The sequence below is a fragment of the Streptomyces sp. NPDC096040 genome, from assembly GCF_040303265.1.
Classification (GTDB): Bacteria; Actinomycetota; Actinomycetes; order Streptomycetales; family Streptomycetaceae; genus Streptomyces.
This window is the reverse complement of record NZ_JBEOTA010000041.1, coordinates 23,291-40,307: the sequence shown is the minus strand read 5'-3', so window position 1 is coordinate 40,307 and position 17,017 is coordinate 23,291. Positions and strand designations below refer to the sequence as shown.

18 protein-coding genes are annotated in these 17,017 nt (G+C 71.0%); 12 read left to right on the top strand and 6 right to left on the bottom strand.

The features are described 5' to 3' along the window. Window positions 1-9: 9 nt before the first annotated feature. Window positions 10-1,686, bottom strand: a complete 1,677-nt coding sequence (locus ABTY98_RS37045; RefSeq protein WP_352225525.1) for a protein kinase domain-containing protein — start codon at window positions 1,684-1,686, stop codon at window positions 10-12. A gap of 42 nt (window positions 1,687-1,728) precedes the next feature. Then, a complete protein-coding gene (locus tag ABTY98_RS37040; RefSeq protein WP_352225523.1) occupies window positions 1,729-2,577 on the bottom strand; it encodes a menaquinone biosynthetic enzyme MqnA/MqnD family protein in 849 nt (282 codons plus the stop codon). Between the two features lie 317 nt (window positions 2,578-2,894). Between ABTY98_RS37040 and ABTY98_RS37035 the strand changes: the two genes are divergently transcribed. Together ABTY98_RS37035 and ABTY98_RS37030 are read left to right on the top strand one after the other, a co-directional pair. Further along, a complete protein-coding gene (locus ABTY98_RS37035; RefSeq protein ID WP_003992177.1) occupies window positions 2,895-3,098 on the top strand; it encodes a cold-shock protein in 204 nt (67 codons plus the stop codon). A gap of 847 nt (window positions 3,099-3,945) precedes the next feature. Beyond that, window positions 3,946-4,815 (top strand): helix-turn-helix domain-containing protein, encoded by an 870-nt coding sequence (locus tag ABTY98_RS37030; RefSeq protein WP_352225522.1) that lies wholly within the window; start codon window positions 3,946-3,948, stop codon window positions 4,813-4,815. Between the two features lie 44 nt (window positions 4,816-4,859). Here the strand turns inward: ABTY98_RS37030 and ABTY98_RS37025 are convergent, their stop codons facing one another. Then, complete coding sequence (locus ABTY98_RS37025; RefSeq protein ID WP_352225521.1) at window positions 4,860-5,747, bottom strand: helix-turn-helix transcriptional regulator; 888 nt, start codon at window positions 5,745-5,747, stop codon at window positions 4,860-4,862. A 225-nt stretch (window positions 5,748-5,972) separates the two neighbouring features. On the opposite strand from ABTY98_RS37025, the gene ABTY98_RS37020 reads away from it, so the two are divergent. The 8 genes from ABTY98_RS37020 to ABTY98_RS36985 all read left to right on the top strand — a co-directional run bounded on the left by ABTY98_RS37020 (window position 5,973) and on the right by ABTY98_RS36985 (window position 11,443). After that, window positions 5,973-6,293 carry a carboxymuconolactone decarboxylase family protein gene (locus ABTY98_RS37020; protein WP_352225520.1) on the top strand — a complete coding sequence of 107 codons (321 nt, stop codon included), beginning with the start codon at window positions 5,973-5,975 and terminating at the stop codon, window positions 6,291-6,293. A gap of 97 nt (window positions 6,294-6,390) precedes the next feature. Then, window positions 6,391-6,804 (top strand): (R)-mandelonitrile lyase, encoded by a 414-nt coding sequence (locus ABTY98_RS37015; protein ID WP_352225519.1) that lies wholly within the window; start codon window positions 6,391-6,393, stop codon window positions 6,802-6,804. Window positions 6,805-6,881: 77 nt separating this feature from the next. After that, complete coding sequence (locus ABTY98_RS37010; RefSeq protein ID WP_352225518.1) at window positions 6,882-7,904, top strand: zinc-dependent alcohol dehydrogenase family protein; 1,023 nt, start codon at window positions 6,882-6,884, stop codon at window positions 7,902-7,904. A gap of 109 nt (window positions 7,905-8,013) precedes the next feature. Next, window positions 8,014-8,781 (top strand): glucose 1-dehydrogenase, encoded by a 768-nt coding sequence (locus tag ABTY98_RS37005; RefSeq protein ID WP_352225516.1) that lies wholly within the window; start codon window positions 8,014-8,016, stop codon window positions 8,779-8,781. A gap of 35 nt (window positions 8,782-8,816) precedes the next feature. Continuing rightward, complete coding sequence (locus ABTY98_RS37000; protein WP_352225515.1) at window positions 8,817-9,803, top strand: aldo/keto reductase; 987 nt, start codon at window positions 8,817-8,819, stop codon at window positions 9,801-9,803. 42 nt (window positions 9,804-9,845) lie between these two features. Continuing rightward, window positions 9,846-9,953, top strand: a complete 108-nt coding sequence (locus ABTY98_RS36995; protein WP_352225514.1) for a DUF2255 family protein — start codon at window positions 9,846-9,848, stop codon at window positions 9,951-9,953. Window positions 9,954-10,001: 48 nt separating this feature from the next. After that, window positions 10,002-10,487, top strand: a complete 486-nt coding sequence (locus ABTY98_RS36990) for a cyclophilin-like fold protein (RefSeq protein WP_352225512.1) — start codon at window positions 10,002-10,004, stop codon at window positions 10,485-10,487. A gap of 317 nt (window positions 10,488-10,804) precedes the next feature. Next, complete coding sequence (locus tag ABTY98_RS36985) at window positions 10,805-11,443, top strand: class I SAM-dependent methyltransferase (RefSeq protein WP_352225511.1); 639 nt, start codon at window positions 10,805-10,807, stop codon at window positions 11,441-11,443. Window positions 11,444-11,558: 115 nt separating this feature from the next. Here ABTY98_RS36985 and ABTY98_RS36980 read toward each other — a convergent pair whose 3' ends face one another. Next, a complete protein-coding gene (locus ABTY98_RS36980; RefSeq protein WP_352225510.1) occupies window positions 11,559-12,422 on the bottom strand; it encodes an NmrA family NAD(P)-binding protein in 864 nt (287 codons plus the stop codon). Window positions 12,423-12,513: 91 nt separating this feature from the next. Here ABTY98_RS36980 and ABTY98_RS36975 point away from each other — a divergent pair, with 91 nt between their 5' ends. Beyond that, on the top strand, window positions 12,514-13,245 hold the full coding sequence (locus ABTY98_RS36975; RefSeq protein WP_352225509.1) for a TetR/AcrR family transcriptional regulator: 732 nt from the start codon (window positions 12,514-12,516) through the stop codon (window positions 13,243-13,245). Between the two features lie 29 nt (window positions 13,246-13,274). Here the strand turns inward: ABTY98_RS36975 and ABTY98_RS36970 are convergent, their stop codons facing one another. Then, window positions 13,275-13,862: a TetR/AcrR family transcriptional regulator gene (locus ABTY98_RS36970; protein ID WP_352225508.1), complete on the bottom strand. Its 588-nt coding sequence runs from the start codon at window positions 13,860-13,862 to the stop codon at window positions 13,275-13,277. Between the two features lie 129 nt (window positions 13,863-13,991). Between ABTY98_RS36970 and ABTY98_RS36965 the strand changes: the two genes are divergently transcribed. Beyond that, window positions 13,992-14,900 (top strand): SDR family oxidoreductase, encoded by a 909-nt coding sequence (locus ABTY98_RS36965; protein ID WP_352225507.1) that lies wholly within the window; start codon window positions 13,992-13,994, stop codon window positions 14,898-14,900. A 12-nt stretch (window positions 14,901-14,912) separates the two neighbouring features. Here the strand turns inward: ABTY98_RS36965 and ABTY98_RS36960 are convergent, their stop codons facing one another. Next, window positions 14,913-16,793: an AMP-dependent synthetase/ligase gene (locus tag ABTY98_RS36960; protein WP_352225543.1), complete on the bottom strand. Its 1,881-nt coding sequence runs from the start codon at window positions 16,791-16,793 to the stop codon at window positions 14,913-14,915. Window positions 16,794-17,017: the final 224 nt, after the last annotated feature.

Here is a 17,017-nt window from a genome sequence, read left to right as displayed (position 1 = left end):
CCGAGGTGCTCAGTCCCCCGCCTTCGACATCACCGCCACCGGATTCCCCTCCGCCGAGCTGTCCGACGTGTAGACCAGGTCGCCGTGGCTCGGGGTCAGGTACACGGTGTTCGGGCCGGGGTCGCAGCCGTCGTGGTTGCCCTTGACGCCCGCCGAGGACGCGACGAGCTTCTCGGCGGTGACCGACTTCAGGGTGAGTACGTCCGTACAGACCCCGCCCAGCTGGTCGGTCTGGCGCAGGCGGCCCAACTCCCGGCCCACCTGCGTCTGTTCGACGGTGATCCGGAAGGTGCCGATGGGCAGATTGCCGTCCAGTGCGGTTGCCGAGCCCTGCCAGGTGCCGAGGTAGGCGACCGGGATCGACCCGCCGCCCGACGAGGACGACGAGGACGACGAGGACACCGAAGGCGATGTGGCGGAGGCGCCCGTGTCGCTGTTCGGCCCGCCGCCGTCGTCCCCGAGGAACGGCTTCACCAGGAACCCCACCCCGACGGTCACCACCGCCAGCGCCCCGGCCACCGCGAGCGCGACCGTACAGCTCACCCGGCGCCCGCGACCGCCCTGCCCCGCCGGTACGGCGGTCGCGGCGACGCTCACCGAGACCTTCCCGGGCGCGGGCACGGGCGCGGGTCCGGACGGCAGGGCATCACACGGCTCGGGTACGACCGCGGGCGGCACCGTCGCAGGCTCCGGCAGGTCTGCGGGCGGCACCGTCGGAGGCGGCCCGAACTCTCCCGCTACGGAAGGCGTGCTGAACTCCACCGGCCCGGACGCCGGTACCGTCGCCTCCGTCACCTCCAGGTTCAGCACCTCCACCGCGCTCCGGCTCACCCGCTCCACCAGCGCCCCCGGCAGCCATCCGCCGGCCACCAGCCGCGCGGCGCCCTCCGGAGCCAGCCGTCGTGCCACCTCCCCGGGGGCCGGCCGCGCCCCCGCCTCCTTCACCAGGCAGGCCTCGGTGACTTCCCGCAACGCACCGCTCAGCGCGCCGAGTTCGGGCTCCTCGTGGACGACCTTGTAGAGCAGGGCTGCGGAGGAGTCGCCGGGGAAGGGCGGTTCGCCGTTCGCCGCGTACGCCAGCACCGCGCCGAGCGAGAAGACGTCCGCGGCGCCGGTGACGCCCTTGCCCAGGATCTGCTCGGGCGACATGTATCCCGGCGAGCCGATCGAGACGCCCGACGACGTCAGCGACGCCGTGCCGTCCGTCGCCCGCGCGATGCCGAAGTCGATGAGCAGCGGGCCGTCGAGGGTCAGCAGCACGTTCGACGGCTTCACATCCCGGTGCACCAGCCCCAGTTCGTGTACGGCGGCCAGCGCCTCCGCGAGGCCCGCGCCCAGCGCTCGTACCGAATGCGCGGGCAGCGGGCCGCCGTCCGCGACGGCGGCTGCCAGGGACGGGCCCGCTGCGTAGGCCGTGGCGACCCAGGGCACCGGGGCGTCCGGGTCGGCGTCCAGGACGGGTGCCGTCCAGGCGCCGCCGACCCGCCGTGCGGCCGCCACCTCGCGGCGGAAGCGGGCCCGGAACTCCTCGTCCAGGGCGAAGTGCGGGTGCACGATCTTGACGGCGACGCTCCGGCCGCCGGCCGAACGGCCCAGATAGACGCGGCCCATGCCGCCGGAGCCGAGCCGGCCTAGCAGCCGGTACGGCCCGACGGCCGTAGGTTCGTCACCCGCGAGCGGCTGCATGTCCCCACCCCCCAGTAAGTCCGGGCAGCAGCCTATTGCCTGTCAGGCCTCCAGCAGATCGACCTTCACATCCGCCGCGAACCCGGTCGTCGGGCCCACCCGGCGGGCGAACTCCGCGACCGCGGCCAGCTGCGGTGCGCCGAAGCTGAAGTCGAGGGTGGTGAAGTACTGGGCCAGGGTCGCCTCGTCGAAGGCCTCCCAGCGGGCGGCCTGTTCGGCGACCTTGGCGACCTCCTCCAGGGAGAGGTTGCGGGAGTCGAGGAAGGCGCCGTGCACCTCGCGGGTGATGTGCGGTTCGCGCTCCAGGTAGTCCCGGCGCGCCGCCCACACCGCGAAGACGAACGGCAGGCCCGTCCACTCCTTCCACAGCGCGCCGAGGTCGTGCACCTGGAGGCCGAACTGCGGGGCGTCCAGCAGGTTGGCGCGCAGGGCCGTGTCGCCGATGAGCACGGCCGCCTCCGCCTCCTGCATCATCAGGCTGAGGTCGGGCGGGCAGGTGTAGTAGTCGGGCTGGACGCCGTAGCGGTCGGCGAGCAGCAGCTGGGCCAGGCGGACCGAGGTGCGCGAGGTCGAGCCGAGGGCGACCCGGCGGCCGTCCAGCTGGTCCAGCGGGACCTGCGAGACGATCACGCAGGACATCACGGGGCCGTCGCAGCCGACGGCGATGTCCGGGAAGGCGACCAGGTCGCCGGCGTTGCGCAGGAATTCGACGAGGGTGATGGGCCCGATGTCGAGGTCGCCGCGCACCAGCTGCTCGCTGAGCTTTTCAGGGGTGTCCTTGGTCAGCTCGAAGTCGAGGAGGGTGCCGGTTCTCGCGAGCCCCCAGTAGAGGGGCAGGCAGTTCAGGAACTGGATGTGGCCGACGCGCGGCCGGGTGCGAGAATTGTCCACATCGCGAGGCTAGACCCCATGGGGTACGGTGCTGAGACCGCCCCCGCCGTCGGCACGAAGCCGCCCCGGGCGTCAACCCACTTGCGAGGCCGTTCAAACGTCCGGGTGACGTGATCTTGGCCTCTGTTGCTTTCGGCTGCCCACATGCTACGCTCGCCGCAAGTTGCAGTTTGGTTTCCCTTGCAGTACAGAGCCTGCGGAGCATGTAACCGCGGGCTCTCGTCGTTTTCAGACGAATGCAGTTGTGCGGCACTTAGTTTGTTTTCACACTTGCAGGTTCTGGAGCAGGGCGACCCTTTTGGGCCCAAGGAGGGCTTATGGCTACCGGAACCGTTAAGTGGTTCAACGCCGAAAAGGGCTTTGGCTTCATTGCCCAGGAGGGCGGCGGCCCCGACGTCTTCGTTCACTACTCCGCGATCAACGCGAGCGGCTTCCGTTCGCTCGAGGAGAACCAGCAGGTGAGCTTCGACGTCACGCAGGGTCCGAAGGGCCCGCAGGCTGAGAACGTCACCCCCGTCTGATCCAGCTGATCCAGACACCCAAGGTCTGATCGCAGACTGAGTGCAGTACCCAAGGAGCCCCGCGCCTTCCGGCGATGGGGCTCCTGCCCTTTTACCCCGCCTGAATATTCGGCCGCGCCAGCGCCAGACAGGAATGCGGAATACCCCCGCGATACGTCGGACAATCCCCGGCGTCCAATCGGACAATCCCCGGCGTCCAATTCGAGGACTCCCCGCGCGGCCCCGCCTTGCCCCGCCCGCTGCATACGACGAGATGCTCGACGGCCCCCGGAATGCACGGCTCGGCCTCGCGCGCCGCGCCGGGCTCCCTCCGCGGGTGGTAGACGTCCCGCCCGGGCGCCGGGCGGCCAGGCCGGGAGCAGGGTGACGGCGAAGCCGGCCGCCCGCTCCCACGCCACCGTGACCCCCTCCCCTCCCCTCCCCTCCCCTCCCCCGCTTCAGGGAACCGGCCGCCTGACCAGTCGGGTTGACCGGGCTGGTCCGGCCAGTCGGGTGTCTCGGCGACTGGCCGACGGGCAGACGGTGCCTCCTTCGGCGCGGTCAGCGCGTGCTCCTGGTGTCCTTTGACAGCCAACTCAGTCCGGCCGAAAGTTCCTGACCTGCGACGACTGCGTTGGTTGTCAAAGCCCGCATTCCCGAAGCCCGGCAGGGCGAGTCCCTTCAGGGGGCGGCCTGTGAGAGCGAGGAGTGTTCGTCCTGTACCCGTGGCGACCCCCGTCGTTGTCGCTTGAGCGAAGACTTCGGCGCGCCGTCGCCCAGACCGCAGTAAAAACATGGTGTCGATCTGGGCCGGACCACACCTGGCTGCCGGCAGTCGGCGCCGGCCTGGGGTGCCTAGTGTGGTGGGGTGGACAGTCGGAGCGAGATCAGGGACTTTCTGGTGACGCGGCGGGGGCGGGTGTCACCGCAGCAGGCTGGGTTGCCGACGCTGGGTGCTCACCGCAGGGTGCCGGGGCTGCGACGGGAGGAGGTCGCGCTGTTGGCGGGAGTGAGCGTCGATTACTACGTGCGACTGGAGCGCGGGCACCTGGCGGGGGCCTCGGATTCCGTGTTGAACGCGGTGGCTGACGCGCTGCACCTTGATACGGCGGAGCGGTCACACCTGTTTGATCTTGCTCGGGCGGCCCGTGACGGGGGCGGCGGAGCGGCGGAGGAAGGGGTGCCGGAGGGGGTGCAGCGGGTGCTGGACGCGATCGGCTCGGTGCCGGCGTTCGTGTGGAACAGGCGGCTGGATCTGGTCGCGGCCAGTTACCTCGGCTATGCCTTGTACGCCCCGTTGTTCGAGCAGTCGTCGGCGGGGCCGGTGAACATCGCACGGTTCAAGTTCCTCGATCCGGCGGCGCGGTCGTTCTTCTACGACTGGGAGCGGTCGATCCGCAATACGGTCGCTCTGCTGCGGACGGGAGCCGGGCTGATGCCGGAGGACGAGGGGATGAAGGCCCTGGTCGAGGAGTTGTCTGCGGCCAGCGAGCCGTTCGTCCGGTGCTGGCGTGATCATGATGTGCGGCTGCACTGGAGCGGGGTGAAGGAGTACGAGCATCCGGCGGTGGGGCGGCTGAGTCTGCCGTTCGAGACGCTGACGCTGCCGGGGAGGCCGGATCTGATGCTGTCGGTCCTGACGCCGGAGCCGGGCAGCGAGTCGGCGCAGCGGGTGCGGCTGTTGTCCGACTGGGCCGATGCACATCCGTCGCTGGCGGCGTCGGCGAGGATGGGCTGAGCGGCTGACCTGCGCCTTGAGCCGTAGTACCTGCCCGGGTCAGGTCAGGGGCGGGCGGGGTCTTCGTGGTGGGCTTGTTCGTGGTCGGTGGCGGTCCAGGAGGCGAGCAGGCGCAGGGCGTCGTGCTCGGGTGTACCGGGTTCGGCGCTGTAGGCGGTCAGGGTGAGGCCGGGGTGTGCGGGCAGTTCCATGGCGTCGAAGTCGAGGGTGATCTCGCCGATGGCCGGATGACGGAAGGGCTTGCGGCCGGTGTGGTGCAGGCGCACGTTGTGCTTGGCCCAGGCGGCGCGGAACTCGTCGCTGCGGGTGACGAGTTCGCCGATCAGCCCCGACAGCTCGGGGTCACCCGGGGCCCGGCCGGCTTCGGTGCGCAGCAGGGAGACGGTGGTGTTGACGGAGGCGTTCCAGTCGGGGAAGAAGTCGCGGCTGGTGGGGTCGAGGAACTGGAAGCGTGCGATGTTGACCGGGCGGGTTGAGCTGGTGAACAGGGGGGCGTAGAGGGCGCGCCCGAGCGGGTTGACGGCGAGGATGTCGAGGCGTCCGTTGCGGATGAAGGCCGGGGAATCGGTCATGGAGTCCAGGACGCGTGTGAGGCTGGCCGAGACGGGGGTTTTCGGCTTGGGGGCGGCGCGGCGCGGTGGGCGATGCCGCTGGGCGGCGGCCAGGTCGTGCAGGTGGGCGCGTTCGGCCTCGTCGAGTTGCAGGGCCCGGCAGAGGGCGTCGAGGACGTCTTCGGAGGCGCCGGCGAGCTGGCCGCGTTCCAGGCGGGCGTAGTAGTCGATGCTGACACCGGCCAGCAGGGCGACCTCTTCACGGCGCAGTCCGGGCACCCTGCGGTTGCCGCCCCCGAAGGCGGGCAGGCCGGCCTGCTGTGGAGTGATCTTGGCGCGGCGGGTGGCGAGGAACTCGCGGATCTCGTGGGCGGTGTCCATGTTTGCCAGGCTAGGCGCGGTGGAGCAGAGCTGGGGGGTTCTGTCAGTACCTGTAACGACAGTGCCTTCTGCAGGGCTGTGAGCTGCGGTTTCCTCGATGGTGGCAGCGGATGCGGTCCGAGCCCGCAGGCGGTGGGAACCGTCTGCGGATGCCGCCCAGCCCCGTAGGACCGACGGTGAGAAGTGCCGCATCCACACGTTCGAGCAATCGCAGGGAGTCACCTCATGGCGAAGCAGTCCGCGCCCCCGGAGCTGGCCGGCATCGCGCCGAAGCTGGTCGAGATCACCAACGAGGTGCTGTTCGCGGACGTGTGGGAGCGGCCCGGACTGTCGCCGCGGGACCGCAGCCTGGTCACGGTGAGTGTGCTGGCCGCCCTGTACCGCAGCGAGCAGCTGCCGTACCACCTGGCTGTGGCCCTGGACAACGGGCTGACCGTGGAGGAGCTGTCCGAGGCGATCACGCACCTGGCCTTCTACGCGGGGTGGCCCAACGGCATGACCGCGATCACCCTGCTGAAGAAGATCGCCGACGAGCGAGCGGCCTGACCAGGCCCTTCCCGGCCCTGTCCCGTTCACCCGTTCACCCGTTCGCCCGTTCGCCCGTTCGCCCGTTCGCCCGTTCAGAGGATCCAGGAAGTCTGTCGTGGAACACATCACCTCCACCCCCACCGCCAAGGCGCCCGCCGAACGCTTCACCGGTGACGTCTACCTCAACCCGATCGAGACGCCCGCCGACCCCGCCCACCTCTCCGCCGCCCTGGTGCGCTTCACCCCCGGGGCCCGCACCAACTGGCACTCCCACGCCAAGGGCCAGACCCTCTACATCACCGACGGCGTCGGGCTGGTCGGCACCCGCGACGGCAACGTCGTGCGCGCCACTGCCGGTGAGACGGTGAAGTGCCCGGCCGGCGAGGAGCACTGGCACGGCGCAACCGACACCACCCTGATGGCCCACATCGCCATGCTCGTCGGCGACGCGACCGGTGACCCCACCACCTGGCTGGAGCCGGTCACCGACGAGCAGTACGCCAAGGCCCTGGCCGCCGTCGCCCGCTGACGGCCCTCACCCCTGAACCTTCCGGTCGTCCCGTCAGGCGTACCGGACCGCTCGAGAATCAGAAAGGTCCATTCATCATGCGTGGAGCCGTCCTTTACGCTCCCGGAGACGTCCGCTTCGAAGAGCGCACCGACCCGACCATCCAGAACCCGACCGACGCGGTCATCCGTACCGTCGCCACGTGTGTGTGCGGCTCGGACCTGTGGGACTACCGCGGCATCAACCCGGTCGGGCAGCCCACCCCGTTCGGTCACGAGTACGTCGGCATCGTCGAGGAGATCGGCAGCGACGTGAAGAACGTCGAGGTCGGCCAGTTCGTCGTCGGCTCGTTCTTCGCCTCCGACAACACCTGCCCGAACTGCCGACACGGCTACCAGACCAACTGCCTGCACCGCGAGTTCGTGGGCGCCGAGGGCTGCCAGGCGGAGAGGATCCGCATCCCGCTGGCCGACGGCACCCTCGTGGCCACCCCCGAGGTACCCGACGAGAAGTACGTACCCAGCCTGCTGGCCTGCTCCGATGTGATGGGCACCGGCTGGTACGCGGCCAAGGCCGCCGAAGTCGGGCCCGGCGACACCGTCGCCGTGGTCGGTGACGGTGCGGTCGGCCTGTGCGCGGTGATCGCCGCCAAGGAACTCGGTGCGACGCGGATCATCGCCATGTCCCGGCACGAGCCCCGCCAGAAGCTGGCCCGTGAGTTCGGCGCCACCGACATCGTCGCCGAGCGCGGCGAGGAGGGCGTGGCCCGGATCAAGGAGATGACCGGCGGGATCGGCGCCGACCGCGTGCTGGAGTGCGTGGGCAACGAGCAGTCCATGCAGCAGGCACTGCAGTCCACCCGGCCCGGCGGCAACGTCGGCTTCGTCGGTGTGCCCCACGGCGTCTCCCTCGACGGCGAGCAGCTGTTCCACAGCCACGTCGGCCTGCGCGGCGGCCCCGCCCCCGTGCGCGAGTACCTGCCCGACCTGATCGACCGGGTCCTTTCAGGCCGGATCAACCCCGGCAAGGTCTTCGACCTGGAGCTCCCCCTCTCGAAGGTGGCCGAGGGCTACAAGGCCATGGACGAGCGCCGCGCCATCAAGGCGCTCCTCAAGCCCTGACGCCCCACGGCGACCCCGGCCGCCCGCGCCCCTCGCTCGGCGGTCCGGGCAGCCGGGGAAGTCGAGGGTGCTGATCTCTGTCGCCGACACGAGGGGACCTTTTCCGCTCATGAACCCCCAGTACGACTTCACGGGCCAGGTCGCCCTGGTCACCGGCGCTGCTTCCGGCATGGGCCTGGCCACCGCGCGTGCCTTCGCTCAGGCCGGCGCGGCCGTCGTCCTCGCCGACCTCGACCACAACGCCGCCGACCGCGCGGCCAAGGACCTCACCGACGCCGGCCACCAGGCCCTCGGTGTCGGGTGCGACGTCGCCGACGAGGACCAGGCCGCCGCCATGGTCGACCGCACGGTGGCCGCCTTCGGACGCCTGGACATGGCGTTCAACAACGCCGGTATCCAGGTCCCGCCGACGGATGCCGCGGATGAGGAAGCCGAGCAGTTCGACCGCGTCAACGCGGTCAATCTCCGCGGCATCTGGACGTGCCAGAAGCACGAGCTGCGGCAGATGCGCACCCAGGGCTCCGGCGCGATCGTCAACTGCTCCTCCCTCGGCGGCCTGGTCGGCCTGCCCGAACGCGCCGCCTACCACGCCTCCAAACACGGCGTGATCGGACTGACCAAGAGCGCCGCCGTCGAGTACGCCCCCAGGGGCGTACGCATCAACGCGGTGTGCCCCGGCACGATCGACACCCCGATGGTCGCCGACATGCTCGAAGGCCAGGCCGAAGCCATGGCCGAGATCATGAAGCAGCAGCCCATCGGCCGCCTCGGCACCGCAGAAGAGATCGCTGCCGCCGTGCTGTGGCTGTGCAGCCCCGCCGCCGGCTTCGTCATCGGCGTCGCCCTGCCCGTCGACGGCGGCTTCACCGCACACTGACCCGGCCTTCACCCACTACGCAAGGAGATTCCGAGATGCATACGCGCACCCTGGGCCAGGGCCTGAGCGTTTCCGCCATCGGGCTGGGCGCCATGGGCATGTCCCAGTCCTACGGTCCCAACCCGGGCGACCGCAAGGACATGATCGCCGTCCTGCGCGGCGCTGTGGAGCGGGGCGTCACGTTCTTCGACACCGCCGAGGTCTACGGCCCCTACGTCAACGAGGAACTGGTGGGCGAGGCCCTGGCGCCGGTACGCGACCAGGTGGTGATCGCCACCAAGTTCGGCTGGCACATCGAGGACGGCCAGATGACCGGCCTGGACAGCAGCCCGGACCAGATCCGGCGCGTGGCCGATGCCTCCCTGCGCCGCCTGCGCACGGAGACGATCGACCTCTTCTACCAGCACCGCGTCGACCCCCAGGTGCCGATCGAAGAGGTCGCGGGCGCCGTCGGTGACCTCATCACGGCCGGAAAGGTACGGCACTTCGGCCTGTCCGAAGCGTCCGCCGCCACCATCCGCCGCGCCCACACGGTCCATCCGGTGACCGCCGTGCAGAGCGAGTACTCGTTGTGGACCCGCGACCCCGAGCCGGAGGTCCTGCCCACGCTGGCCGAACTCGGCATCGGCTTCGTCCCCTTCAGCCCGCTGGGCAAGGGCTTCCTCACCGGCACGGTCGACGCGACGACCACGTTCACCGACGGTGACGTCCGCCGCACGATCCCGCGGTTCAGCGAGGACAACCGTGCCGCGAACCAGGCGCTGGTCGACCACGTGGCCACCCTCGCCCGGAGCAAGGACGCCACCCCCGGGCAGGTCGCCCTGGCCTGGCTTCTCGCCCAGCACACGTGGATCGTCCCCATCCCCGGAACGCGCCGCATCGAACGGGTGGAGGAGAACGCGGCCGCAACCGAAGTCGCGCTGTCCGCCGACGAGGTCGCCGAGCTCAATGCGCTGGCAGCGGGCATCGGCGTGCACGGAGACCGCTACAACGAACACCACATGAGCCTGGTCAACGGCTGACACGGCACACAAGAAGCGACGGGCAGCCGCTGAAACGAGCGCGTGGACGCCGCCTACCGCGCCAAGTACGGCCACTACACCGGCTACGTCGAACCCATGACCGCCGAGCAGGCCCGCGCCACCACCCTGAGCCTGACCCCACAGACCTGACCTGACCCGCCGGTCACTCGCGCCGCACGGCAACAGGAGGCTCCTCTCGTGACCACCTTCGCTCTCATCGGAGCCGCCCTCGCCCAAGCCCTGCCCGGCATGCGCGAACTGGGCCGCGGTGGCCGAGCCTCCGCCGCCGGGCCGCCGCCCCTCTCCACCGCACCCGAGGAGAAGGACACCATGAAAATCCAACTGACCACCGACACTGGAAGATTCGAGGCCACACTGAACGACAGCGCCGCCGCCCGCGACTTCGCCGGCCTGCTGCCGCTGACTCTCACCCTCAGCGACTACGTCGGCACGGAGAAGGTCAGCGACCTGCCCCGGAAACTCTCCACCGCAGGCTCCCCCTCGGGTGCCGCCGCTACGGCCGGGGACCTGACGTACTACGCGCCCTGGGGCAACCTGGCCATCTTCTACAAGAACTTCCACCACTCCGACGGCCTGGTCAAGATCGGCGAGTTGGCCAGCGGCATCGAACAGTTCGCCCGCCCCGACGGGGACTTCGAGGTCACCATCACCGCCGCCGACTGAGCCCACCCGCATCCGGCAGACCGCCGCTCCCTGCCAGGCCGGGTGGTTCATGCGATTTCCGCCGACTCAGTCACCCGGGACAGCGCTGCGCTGTCGAAGGAGTTCACCCCCTGGCACGCGTCTTCGTGCCCGGCGCCACCGGAGGCGTCGGCAGCCGCCTCATCCACCAGCTCATCGCCCGGGGCGCTGACCGAGGCCCGTGGCTTCGCGGGGCGCGTGCTGGTGGTCGTAGGCGCGGCGGCGGTGACGGCGCCGCTGCGGGCGGCGAGGGGCAGGCAGCCGGTCGTTGTCAGTGGCGGCGGCTAGGGTCCGCGGCCATGACCGCCGACTTCCTCACCGCCACCCGCGCCTTCTACGACACGGTCGCCGAAGACTACGCCGACCGCTTCCGCACCGACATCGCCGACAGGCCACTGGAGCGGGCCCTGTTGGCCGCGTTCGCCGAGCTGGTCGGGGAGGGCGGTGAGGTGGCCGATCTGGGCTGCGGGCCCGGCCGGGTCACCGCCCGGCTGGCCGGCCTTGGTCTGTCGGTCTTCGGGCTCGACCTGTCCGCGTCGATGCTGGCGATCGCCCGCCGGGAGAACCCCGGCCTCCGCTTCGTCCAGGGCTCGATGCTGGAGCTGGAGGTGGCCGCCGGGGCGCTGGACGGGGTCCTGTGCTGGTATTCGTCCATCCACACGCCCGACGATCACCTGCCGGTGTTGTTCGGGGAGTTCCGGAGAGTGCTGCGGCCGGAGGGCCAGTTGCTGCTCGCGTTCCAGGTGGGGGACGCGGCGCGGCGGTTCGAGGACCCGTGGGGGCATCCGGTGGCGCTGGACTTCGAGCGGCGGCGGCCGGAGGAGATGGCGCGGCTGCTGACGGACGCCGGCTTCACGCTCCGCTCCAGCACGGTGCGGGAAGCCGATACGGCCCTCGGTGAATCGAGCCCGCAGGCGTTTCTGCTGGCGACGGGCTGAGCTTCCGCGATCCTCACCGGGCAGCCCCCGCCCGCCCGCTACCACCCCACCACACCGGTCACCGTGCGCGTGGTGAAGACGGACGAGAGGTACCGGGCCCGAGGGACACCACCTCTCACCCGTCGGAGAGCCGCTCGCGCAGCAGGGTGCGCATGCTGACGGGTTCGCGGCCGATCAGCTCCGCCAGCGTCGGGTCCACGGTCGCGAACTCGCCCTCCCGGCTCGCCTCGAAGATGCCCAGAAGCTGGTCGGCCAGGTCGGCGGGTGCGCCGTTGTCCACCAGTTGGGCGCGGAACTTGTCGTCGGGAGCGGTGGTGCGGGTGATGGTGCGGCCCGTGAGCTCCGTGGCCAGGGCGGCGATGTCCGCGAAGGTGAGCGACTCGGCGCCGGTGAGCGGGGGTGTCGGTCCCTCGAAGCGGCCCTCGTCGGCGAGGATCACGGCGGCCGCCTCCGCCAGGTCGGCGTGGGCCGTCCAGCTGACCGCGCCGTCGGCCGGGAGGACCGCTTCGCCGGACTCCAGGCCATGACCGAGGAACTGGAGCGCGCTGGTGGCGTAGAAGCCGTTGCGGAGCGAGGTGTAGGGGACGCCCGTGGCCCGGAGCGCCTCCTCGTCGGCCGCGTGGTCGCGGCAGGCCTCGAAGCGGGAGGTGGGGCTCGCCCCCATGTGGCTGGTGTAGAGGATGCGGCGGGCCCCGGCCGCCGCGGCCGCGTCGATGGCGGTGCGGTGCTGTCGTACGGCCTCGGCGCCCATCTTGTCGACGGAGACGACGAGGACCTGGGTGGCGCCCTCGAAGGCGTGCGCGAGGCCGGCCGGGTCGGTGAAGCTGCCCTGCCGCACCCGCACCCCCCGGTCCGCGAGGGACCGCGCCTTCTCCGGGTCGCGGACGCTGACGCCGACCCGCTCGGCCGGTACGCGGTCCAGCAGCCGCTCGACGATCTGGCTGCCGAGCTGTCCGGTGGCTCCGGTCACGATGATCACGATGTCCTCCAGGGAGCGCGTTATCAACGGAAACGCATTCAGGGTATCACCGATACTAACGATGGAATCAAGTACGCGATATCGTTGGTTCATGGCTTCCGGACCACGCGACACGACCCCCGCGGCCGCCGGCTCCGCGCCGATCCAGGACACCCGTCAGCGCGTCATCGAAGCCGCCATCGGGCTGCTGGAGCGTGAGGGGCGGGACGCCGTCACCACCCGGGCGGTCGCCGTCGCCGCGGGGCTCCAGCCCCCTGCCCTCTACCGGCTGTTCGGCGACAAGGAGGGGCTCCTGGACGCGGTGGCCGAGCACGGTTTCGCCACGTTCCTCGCGAGCAAGCGCGTCGACCCGGACCCCGAGGACCTGATCCAGGACCTGCGCGACAGCTGGGACCTGGCGGTCGAGTTCGGCCTGGAGAACCCCGCGCTCTACTCGCTGATGTACGCCGACGCCACCCGCAGCGACTCGGCCGCCTTCCGGACCGGACTCGGGATCCTGAAGGGCCGGGTGCGGCGACTCGCCGCCGGTGGCCGGCTGCGGGTCAGTGAGACCCTCGCGGCCAACGTCATCCACGCCACGGCCCGCGGCGCCGTCCTCACCTGGCTGTCGCTGCCGGAGTCCGAACGCGACCCGGCCCTGCTGAAGACCCTGCGGGAGGCCATGGTCACGGCCATCACCACCGAGAAGCCGGCCGTCCGCACCACCGGTCCCGCCGGTGCCGCCCGCGCCCTGCGCGCCGGCCTCACCGACCAGACGCGCCTCAGCCGCGCGGAGCAGCACCTCCTGACCGAGTGGCTGGACCGCCTGGCCGACGACGCCTAGGCACACACGGCGCCTGGGTACACCCCCGGCTAGCGCACGCCCTCCGCGCCCAGTTCCGCCGCCCGTTCCTGGAGGTCGCCAAGGGTCGCGTGGGCGATCTCGGTGTACGACGGCCCGTCCGGCGCCTCCGTCCACCGCACGTAGGAGGCGGCCAGCGCGAGCAGGCCCAGCTCGGTGGCGAGCAGAACCGTCGAGTCGTCGACCCCCCGGTCCCGCAGCGCCTCGGCCACGGCGGCGCGGACCCGGGCCATCTTGAGCAGCTCCCGCTCCTTGAGCTCGCTGTGCGCCTCGATCACCGCGCGCCGCTGCCGGGCCAGAGCGCGCCGCTCCTCGGTGAAGGTATCGGCGACGGACTCCAGGGCGGCGGCGAGGCAGCCGACGGTCGTGGTCCCGGCCGGCGCACCGCGGATCGCCTCGGCGAAGCGGGCGGCCATGTCGCCCTGTCCGCGGAACAGCACCTCGCGCTTGTCGGCGAAGTGCCGGAAGAACGTGCTCTTGGTCAGACCGGCGCGGTCCGCGATCTCGGCGACCGTAGTGGCGTCGTACCCGCGCTCCACGAACAGGTCGAGCGCGGCGCGCACCAGGCGTTCCTGCGCGTTCGGTTCCCATCGGGCCATGGCCGACATCCTAGGCGACGGGACTCGGTCTCATCGATGACGGGACCAAGTCCCGTCGCAGTGCTACAGTCAGAGTGACGGGACAAAGTCGCATCACTGCGTCACCAACCCCTGCCCTCGGGAGCCCCCATGCGTGTTTTCGTCACCGGCGCGTCCGGCCACATCGGCTCGGCCGTCGTCTCCGACCTCCTCGCCGCCGGACACGAGGTGGTCGGCCTCGCCCGCTCGCAGGCGTCCGCGGCGGCCGTGACCGGGCTCGGCGCCACCGCGCTCCGCGGTGATCTCGACGATCCCGACGCGCTCGCGGCGGCCGCCGCCGACGCCGACGGGGTGATCCACCTCGCCTTCAAGCACGACGTGTTGTTCTCCGGCGGCGTGAGCGAGGCGCTCAGCGCGGAGTGGGGCGCCGTGAAGGCGTTCGGCGACGCGCTCGCGGGCAGCTGCAAGCCGCTGGTCTGGGCGTCGGGCGTGGCCGGGGAGTCGCGTGAGCGGATACTCACCGAGGAGGACCCCTCCTCGCCCAGCGCGGAGGGCAGCGGCCGCGCGGACGCGGAGATCGCCGTGCTCCGGCTCGCGCAACGGGACATCCGGGCCTCGGTGGTGCGGATCCCGCCCATCACCCACAGCGCCATGGACCGGACGGGCTTCGCCCGGATGCTGATCGCCATGGCCCGGGAGAACGGCTTCGCCGGCTACCCCGGGGACGGCGCGAACCGCTGGCCCGCCGGCCACACCCTCGACGTGGCCCGGGTCTTCCGGCTGGCGCTGGAGAAGGCACCCCCGGGCACCCGGTGGCACCCGGCGGGGGACGAGGGCATCCCGGTGCGCGAGATCGCGCAGAGCATCGGCGACCACCTGGGGCTGCCCACGAAAAGCGTTCCGGCCGACGAACTCCCGTCTTACTTCGGCCCGTTCATGGCGACGTTGATCGCGAACAACACGCCCGTGTCGACCGCCACCACCCGCCGTGTCCTCGGCTGGGTGCCGTCCCACCCCGGCCTCTTCGAGGACTTCGACAAGCTCGACTACTTCGACTGAGCGCCCGCAAAACTACTTCTCCTTCGTGTAGAGGCTCTCGATCTCCGTCGCGAAGTCCTTCATGACCGCCTCCCGGCGCAGCTTCATCGAGGGGGTCAGATGCCCGGACTCCTCGGTGAAGTCGACGGGGAGCATCGTGAAGCGGCGGATGGACTCGGGGCGGGAGACCAGCTTGTTGGCCTCGTCGACGGCCCGTTGCAGGATCGCCTGCAACTCCATGTCGTCCAGGAGGAGTTCCGGCGGCACCGGGTGCTTGCCGTTCATCTGGCGCCAGTGGGTGAGGCCGTCCCGGTCGAGGGTGATCAGCGCGCTGACGTACGGCAGTCCGTCGCCGACCAGCATCACCTGGGAGATCAGCGGGTGGGAGCGGAGCCAGTTCTCCATCGGGGCGGGGGCCACCGACTTGCCGCCGGCCGTGATCAGCATCTCCTTCTTGCGGCCGGTGATGGTGAGATAGCCCTCGTCGTCGAGTTCGCCTATGTCGCCGGTGGCCAGCCAGCCGTCCCGGGTCGCCGGGACGACCCCGCCCGCCTGCGGGTCCCAGTAGCCGCGCAGCACATGGTCACCGGCGACCAGGATCTCCCCGTCGGCGGCGATCCGGACCTTGGTGCCGGGCATCGGCCAGCCCACCGTGCCCAGCCGGGGTTTGAGGGGCGGGGTGACGGTGGTGGCGGCGGTGGTCTCGGTCAGGCCGTAGCCCTCGTAGACCTCGATGCCGGCGCCGGCGTAGAACGCGGCGAGCCGGCGGCCCAGCGGGGAACCTCCGCAGATGATGTGGCGGACCCGGCCGCCCATGGCGCTGCGGATACGGCGGTACACCAGCGGATCGTAGAAGGTGCGGGCGGTCTTCAGGGCGCGGCCGGGGCCGCTGCCGGTGCCGGTCTGTTTGGCCTCCAGGGCCTCGCCGTACCGCTGGGCGACCCCCGTGGCCCGGTCGAAGACCGAGACCCGGCCGCCCGCCTCCGCCTTCGCCCGGGCGGCGTTGAAGACCTTCTCCAGCATGTACGGGATGGTGAGGAGACAGGTCGGCCTGAAGGCGGCCAGATCCGGGAGCAGGTCCTCGGCCTTGAGGCTGGGGGCGTGACCGAGACGGACCCGGGCGCGGATGCAGGCGATCGCCACCATCCGCCCGAAGACATGGGACATGGGGAGGAAGAGGAGGACGGAGACCTCCTCGTCGTTGCGGGCCTTGAAGATCGGGTAGAGCAGCTCGATCGCGTTGTCGACCTCGGCGAAGAAGTTGCCGTGCGAGAGGGCGCAGCCCTTGGGGCGGCCGGTGGTGCCCGAGGTGTAGACGAGGGTGGCGATCGTGTCGGGGCCCAGCATGCCCCGCCGTACGCTCACTTCGGCGTCCTGGATGTGGCCGCCCGCCTCCGCGAGCCGGTCCACGTGCCCCTTCTCCATCACCCACAGGTGCCGGAGATCGGGCAGCCGGTCGAGTTCGGGGCCGAGCGCGGCGGCCTGGCCCGCGGTCTCGGTGACCAGGGCGACCGCGCCGGAGTCGTGCAGGATCCAGCGGGTCTGGAAGACCGACGAGGTCGGGTAGACGGGGACGGTCACCAGGCCGGCCGCCCAGGCGCCGAAGTCGAGGAGGGTCCACTCGTACGTCGTCCGGGCCATGACGGCGATCCGGTCGCCCGGCATCAGCCCTTCCGCGATCAGCCCTTTGGCGACCGCCAGCACCTGCGCGGCGAACCGGGCCGCCGTCACCTGCTCCCACCGGCCTTCGCCCGACTCCGGCTTGCGGCTGAGCACGATCGTGCCGGGATCCAACTCCGCGTTCTCGAAAGGCAGGTCGGCGAGCGAGCCGTGCCGCACCGGGGGCGCGAACGGCGGTACGGAGGCCTCACGCACCACCCCGCCCAGCCGCTGGACGAGGGGTTCGACCAGGATCGGCTTCCCGTCGTAGTCCGTGGCCTGGACCGCGGCACCCGGGGAGACGGGGGCGGCGTTCTGGAAAGACGAAGTGGACACGGGGCGGCTCCTCGGGCGTGCAGCGGGTGAACTGCTTGCTGCAAGTCGTACGCGCCTCGCGCACCGAGGCGTTCACCGGAACCGGGCCTCAGAAAGGGGTTACCGGCGGTTAGGTCTGGAGATCGTACGGGGCCGCTGTGGCG

Coding starts and splice junctions, on each gene's coding strand:
- ABTY98_RS37045 (WP_352225525.1), bottom strand. CDS start 1,686: ATGCAGCCGCTCGCGGGTGACGAACCTACGGCCGTCGGGCCGTACCGG.
- ABTY98_RS37035 (WP_003992177.1), top strand. CDS start 2,895: ATGGCTACCGGAACCGTTAAGTGGTTCAACGCCGAAAAGGGCTTTGGC.
- ABTY98_RS37025 (WP_352225521.1), bottom strand. CDS start 5,747: ATGGACACCGCCCACGAGATCCGCGAGTTCCTCGCCACCCGCCGCGCC.
- ABTY98_RS37020 (WP_352225520.1), top strand. CDS start 5,973: ATGGCGAAGCAGTCCGCGCCCCCGGAGCTGGCCGGCATCGCGCCGAAG.
- ABTY98_RS37010 (WP_352225518.1), top strand. CDS start 6,882: ATGCGTGGAGCCGTCCTTTACGCTCCCGGAGACGTCCGCTTCGAAGAG.
- ABTY98_RS37005 (WP_352225516.1), top strand. CDS start 8,014: ATGAACCCCCAGTACGACTTCACGGGCCAGGTCGCCCTGGTCACCGGC.
- ABTY98_RS37000 (WP_352225515.1), top strand. CDS start 8,817: ATGCATACGCGCACCCTGGGCCAGGGCCTGAGCGTTTCCGCCATCGGG.
- ABTY98_RS36985 (WP_352225511.1), top strand. CDS start 10,805: ATGACCGCCGACTTCCTCACCGCCACCCGCGCCTTCTACGACACGGTC.
- ABTY98_RS36975 (WP_352225509.1), top strand. CDS start 12,514: ATGGCTTCCGGACCACGCGACACGACCCCCGCGGCCGCCGGCTCCGCG.
- ABTY98_RS36970 (WP_352225508.1), bottom strand. CDS start 13,862: ATGGCCCGATGGGAACCGAACGCGCAGGAACGCCTGGTGCGCGCCGCG.
- ABTY98_RS36965 (WP_352225507.1), top strand. CDS start 13,992: ATGCGTGTTTTCGTCACCGGCGCGTCCGGCCACATCGGCTCGGCCGTC.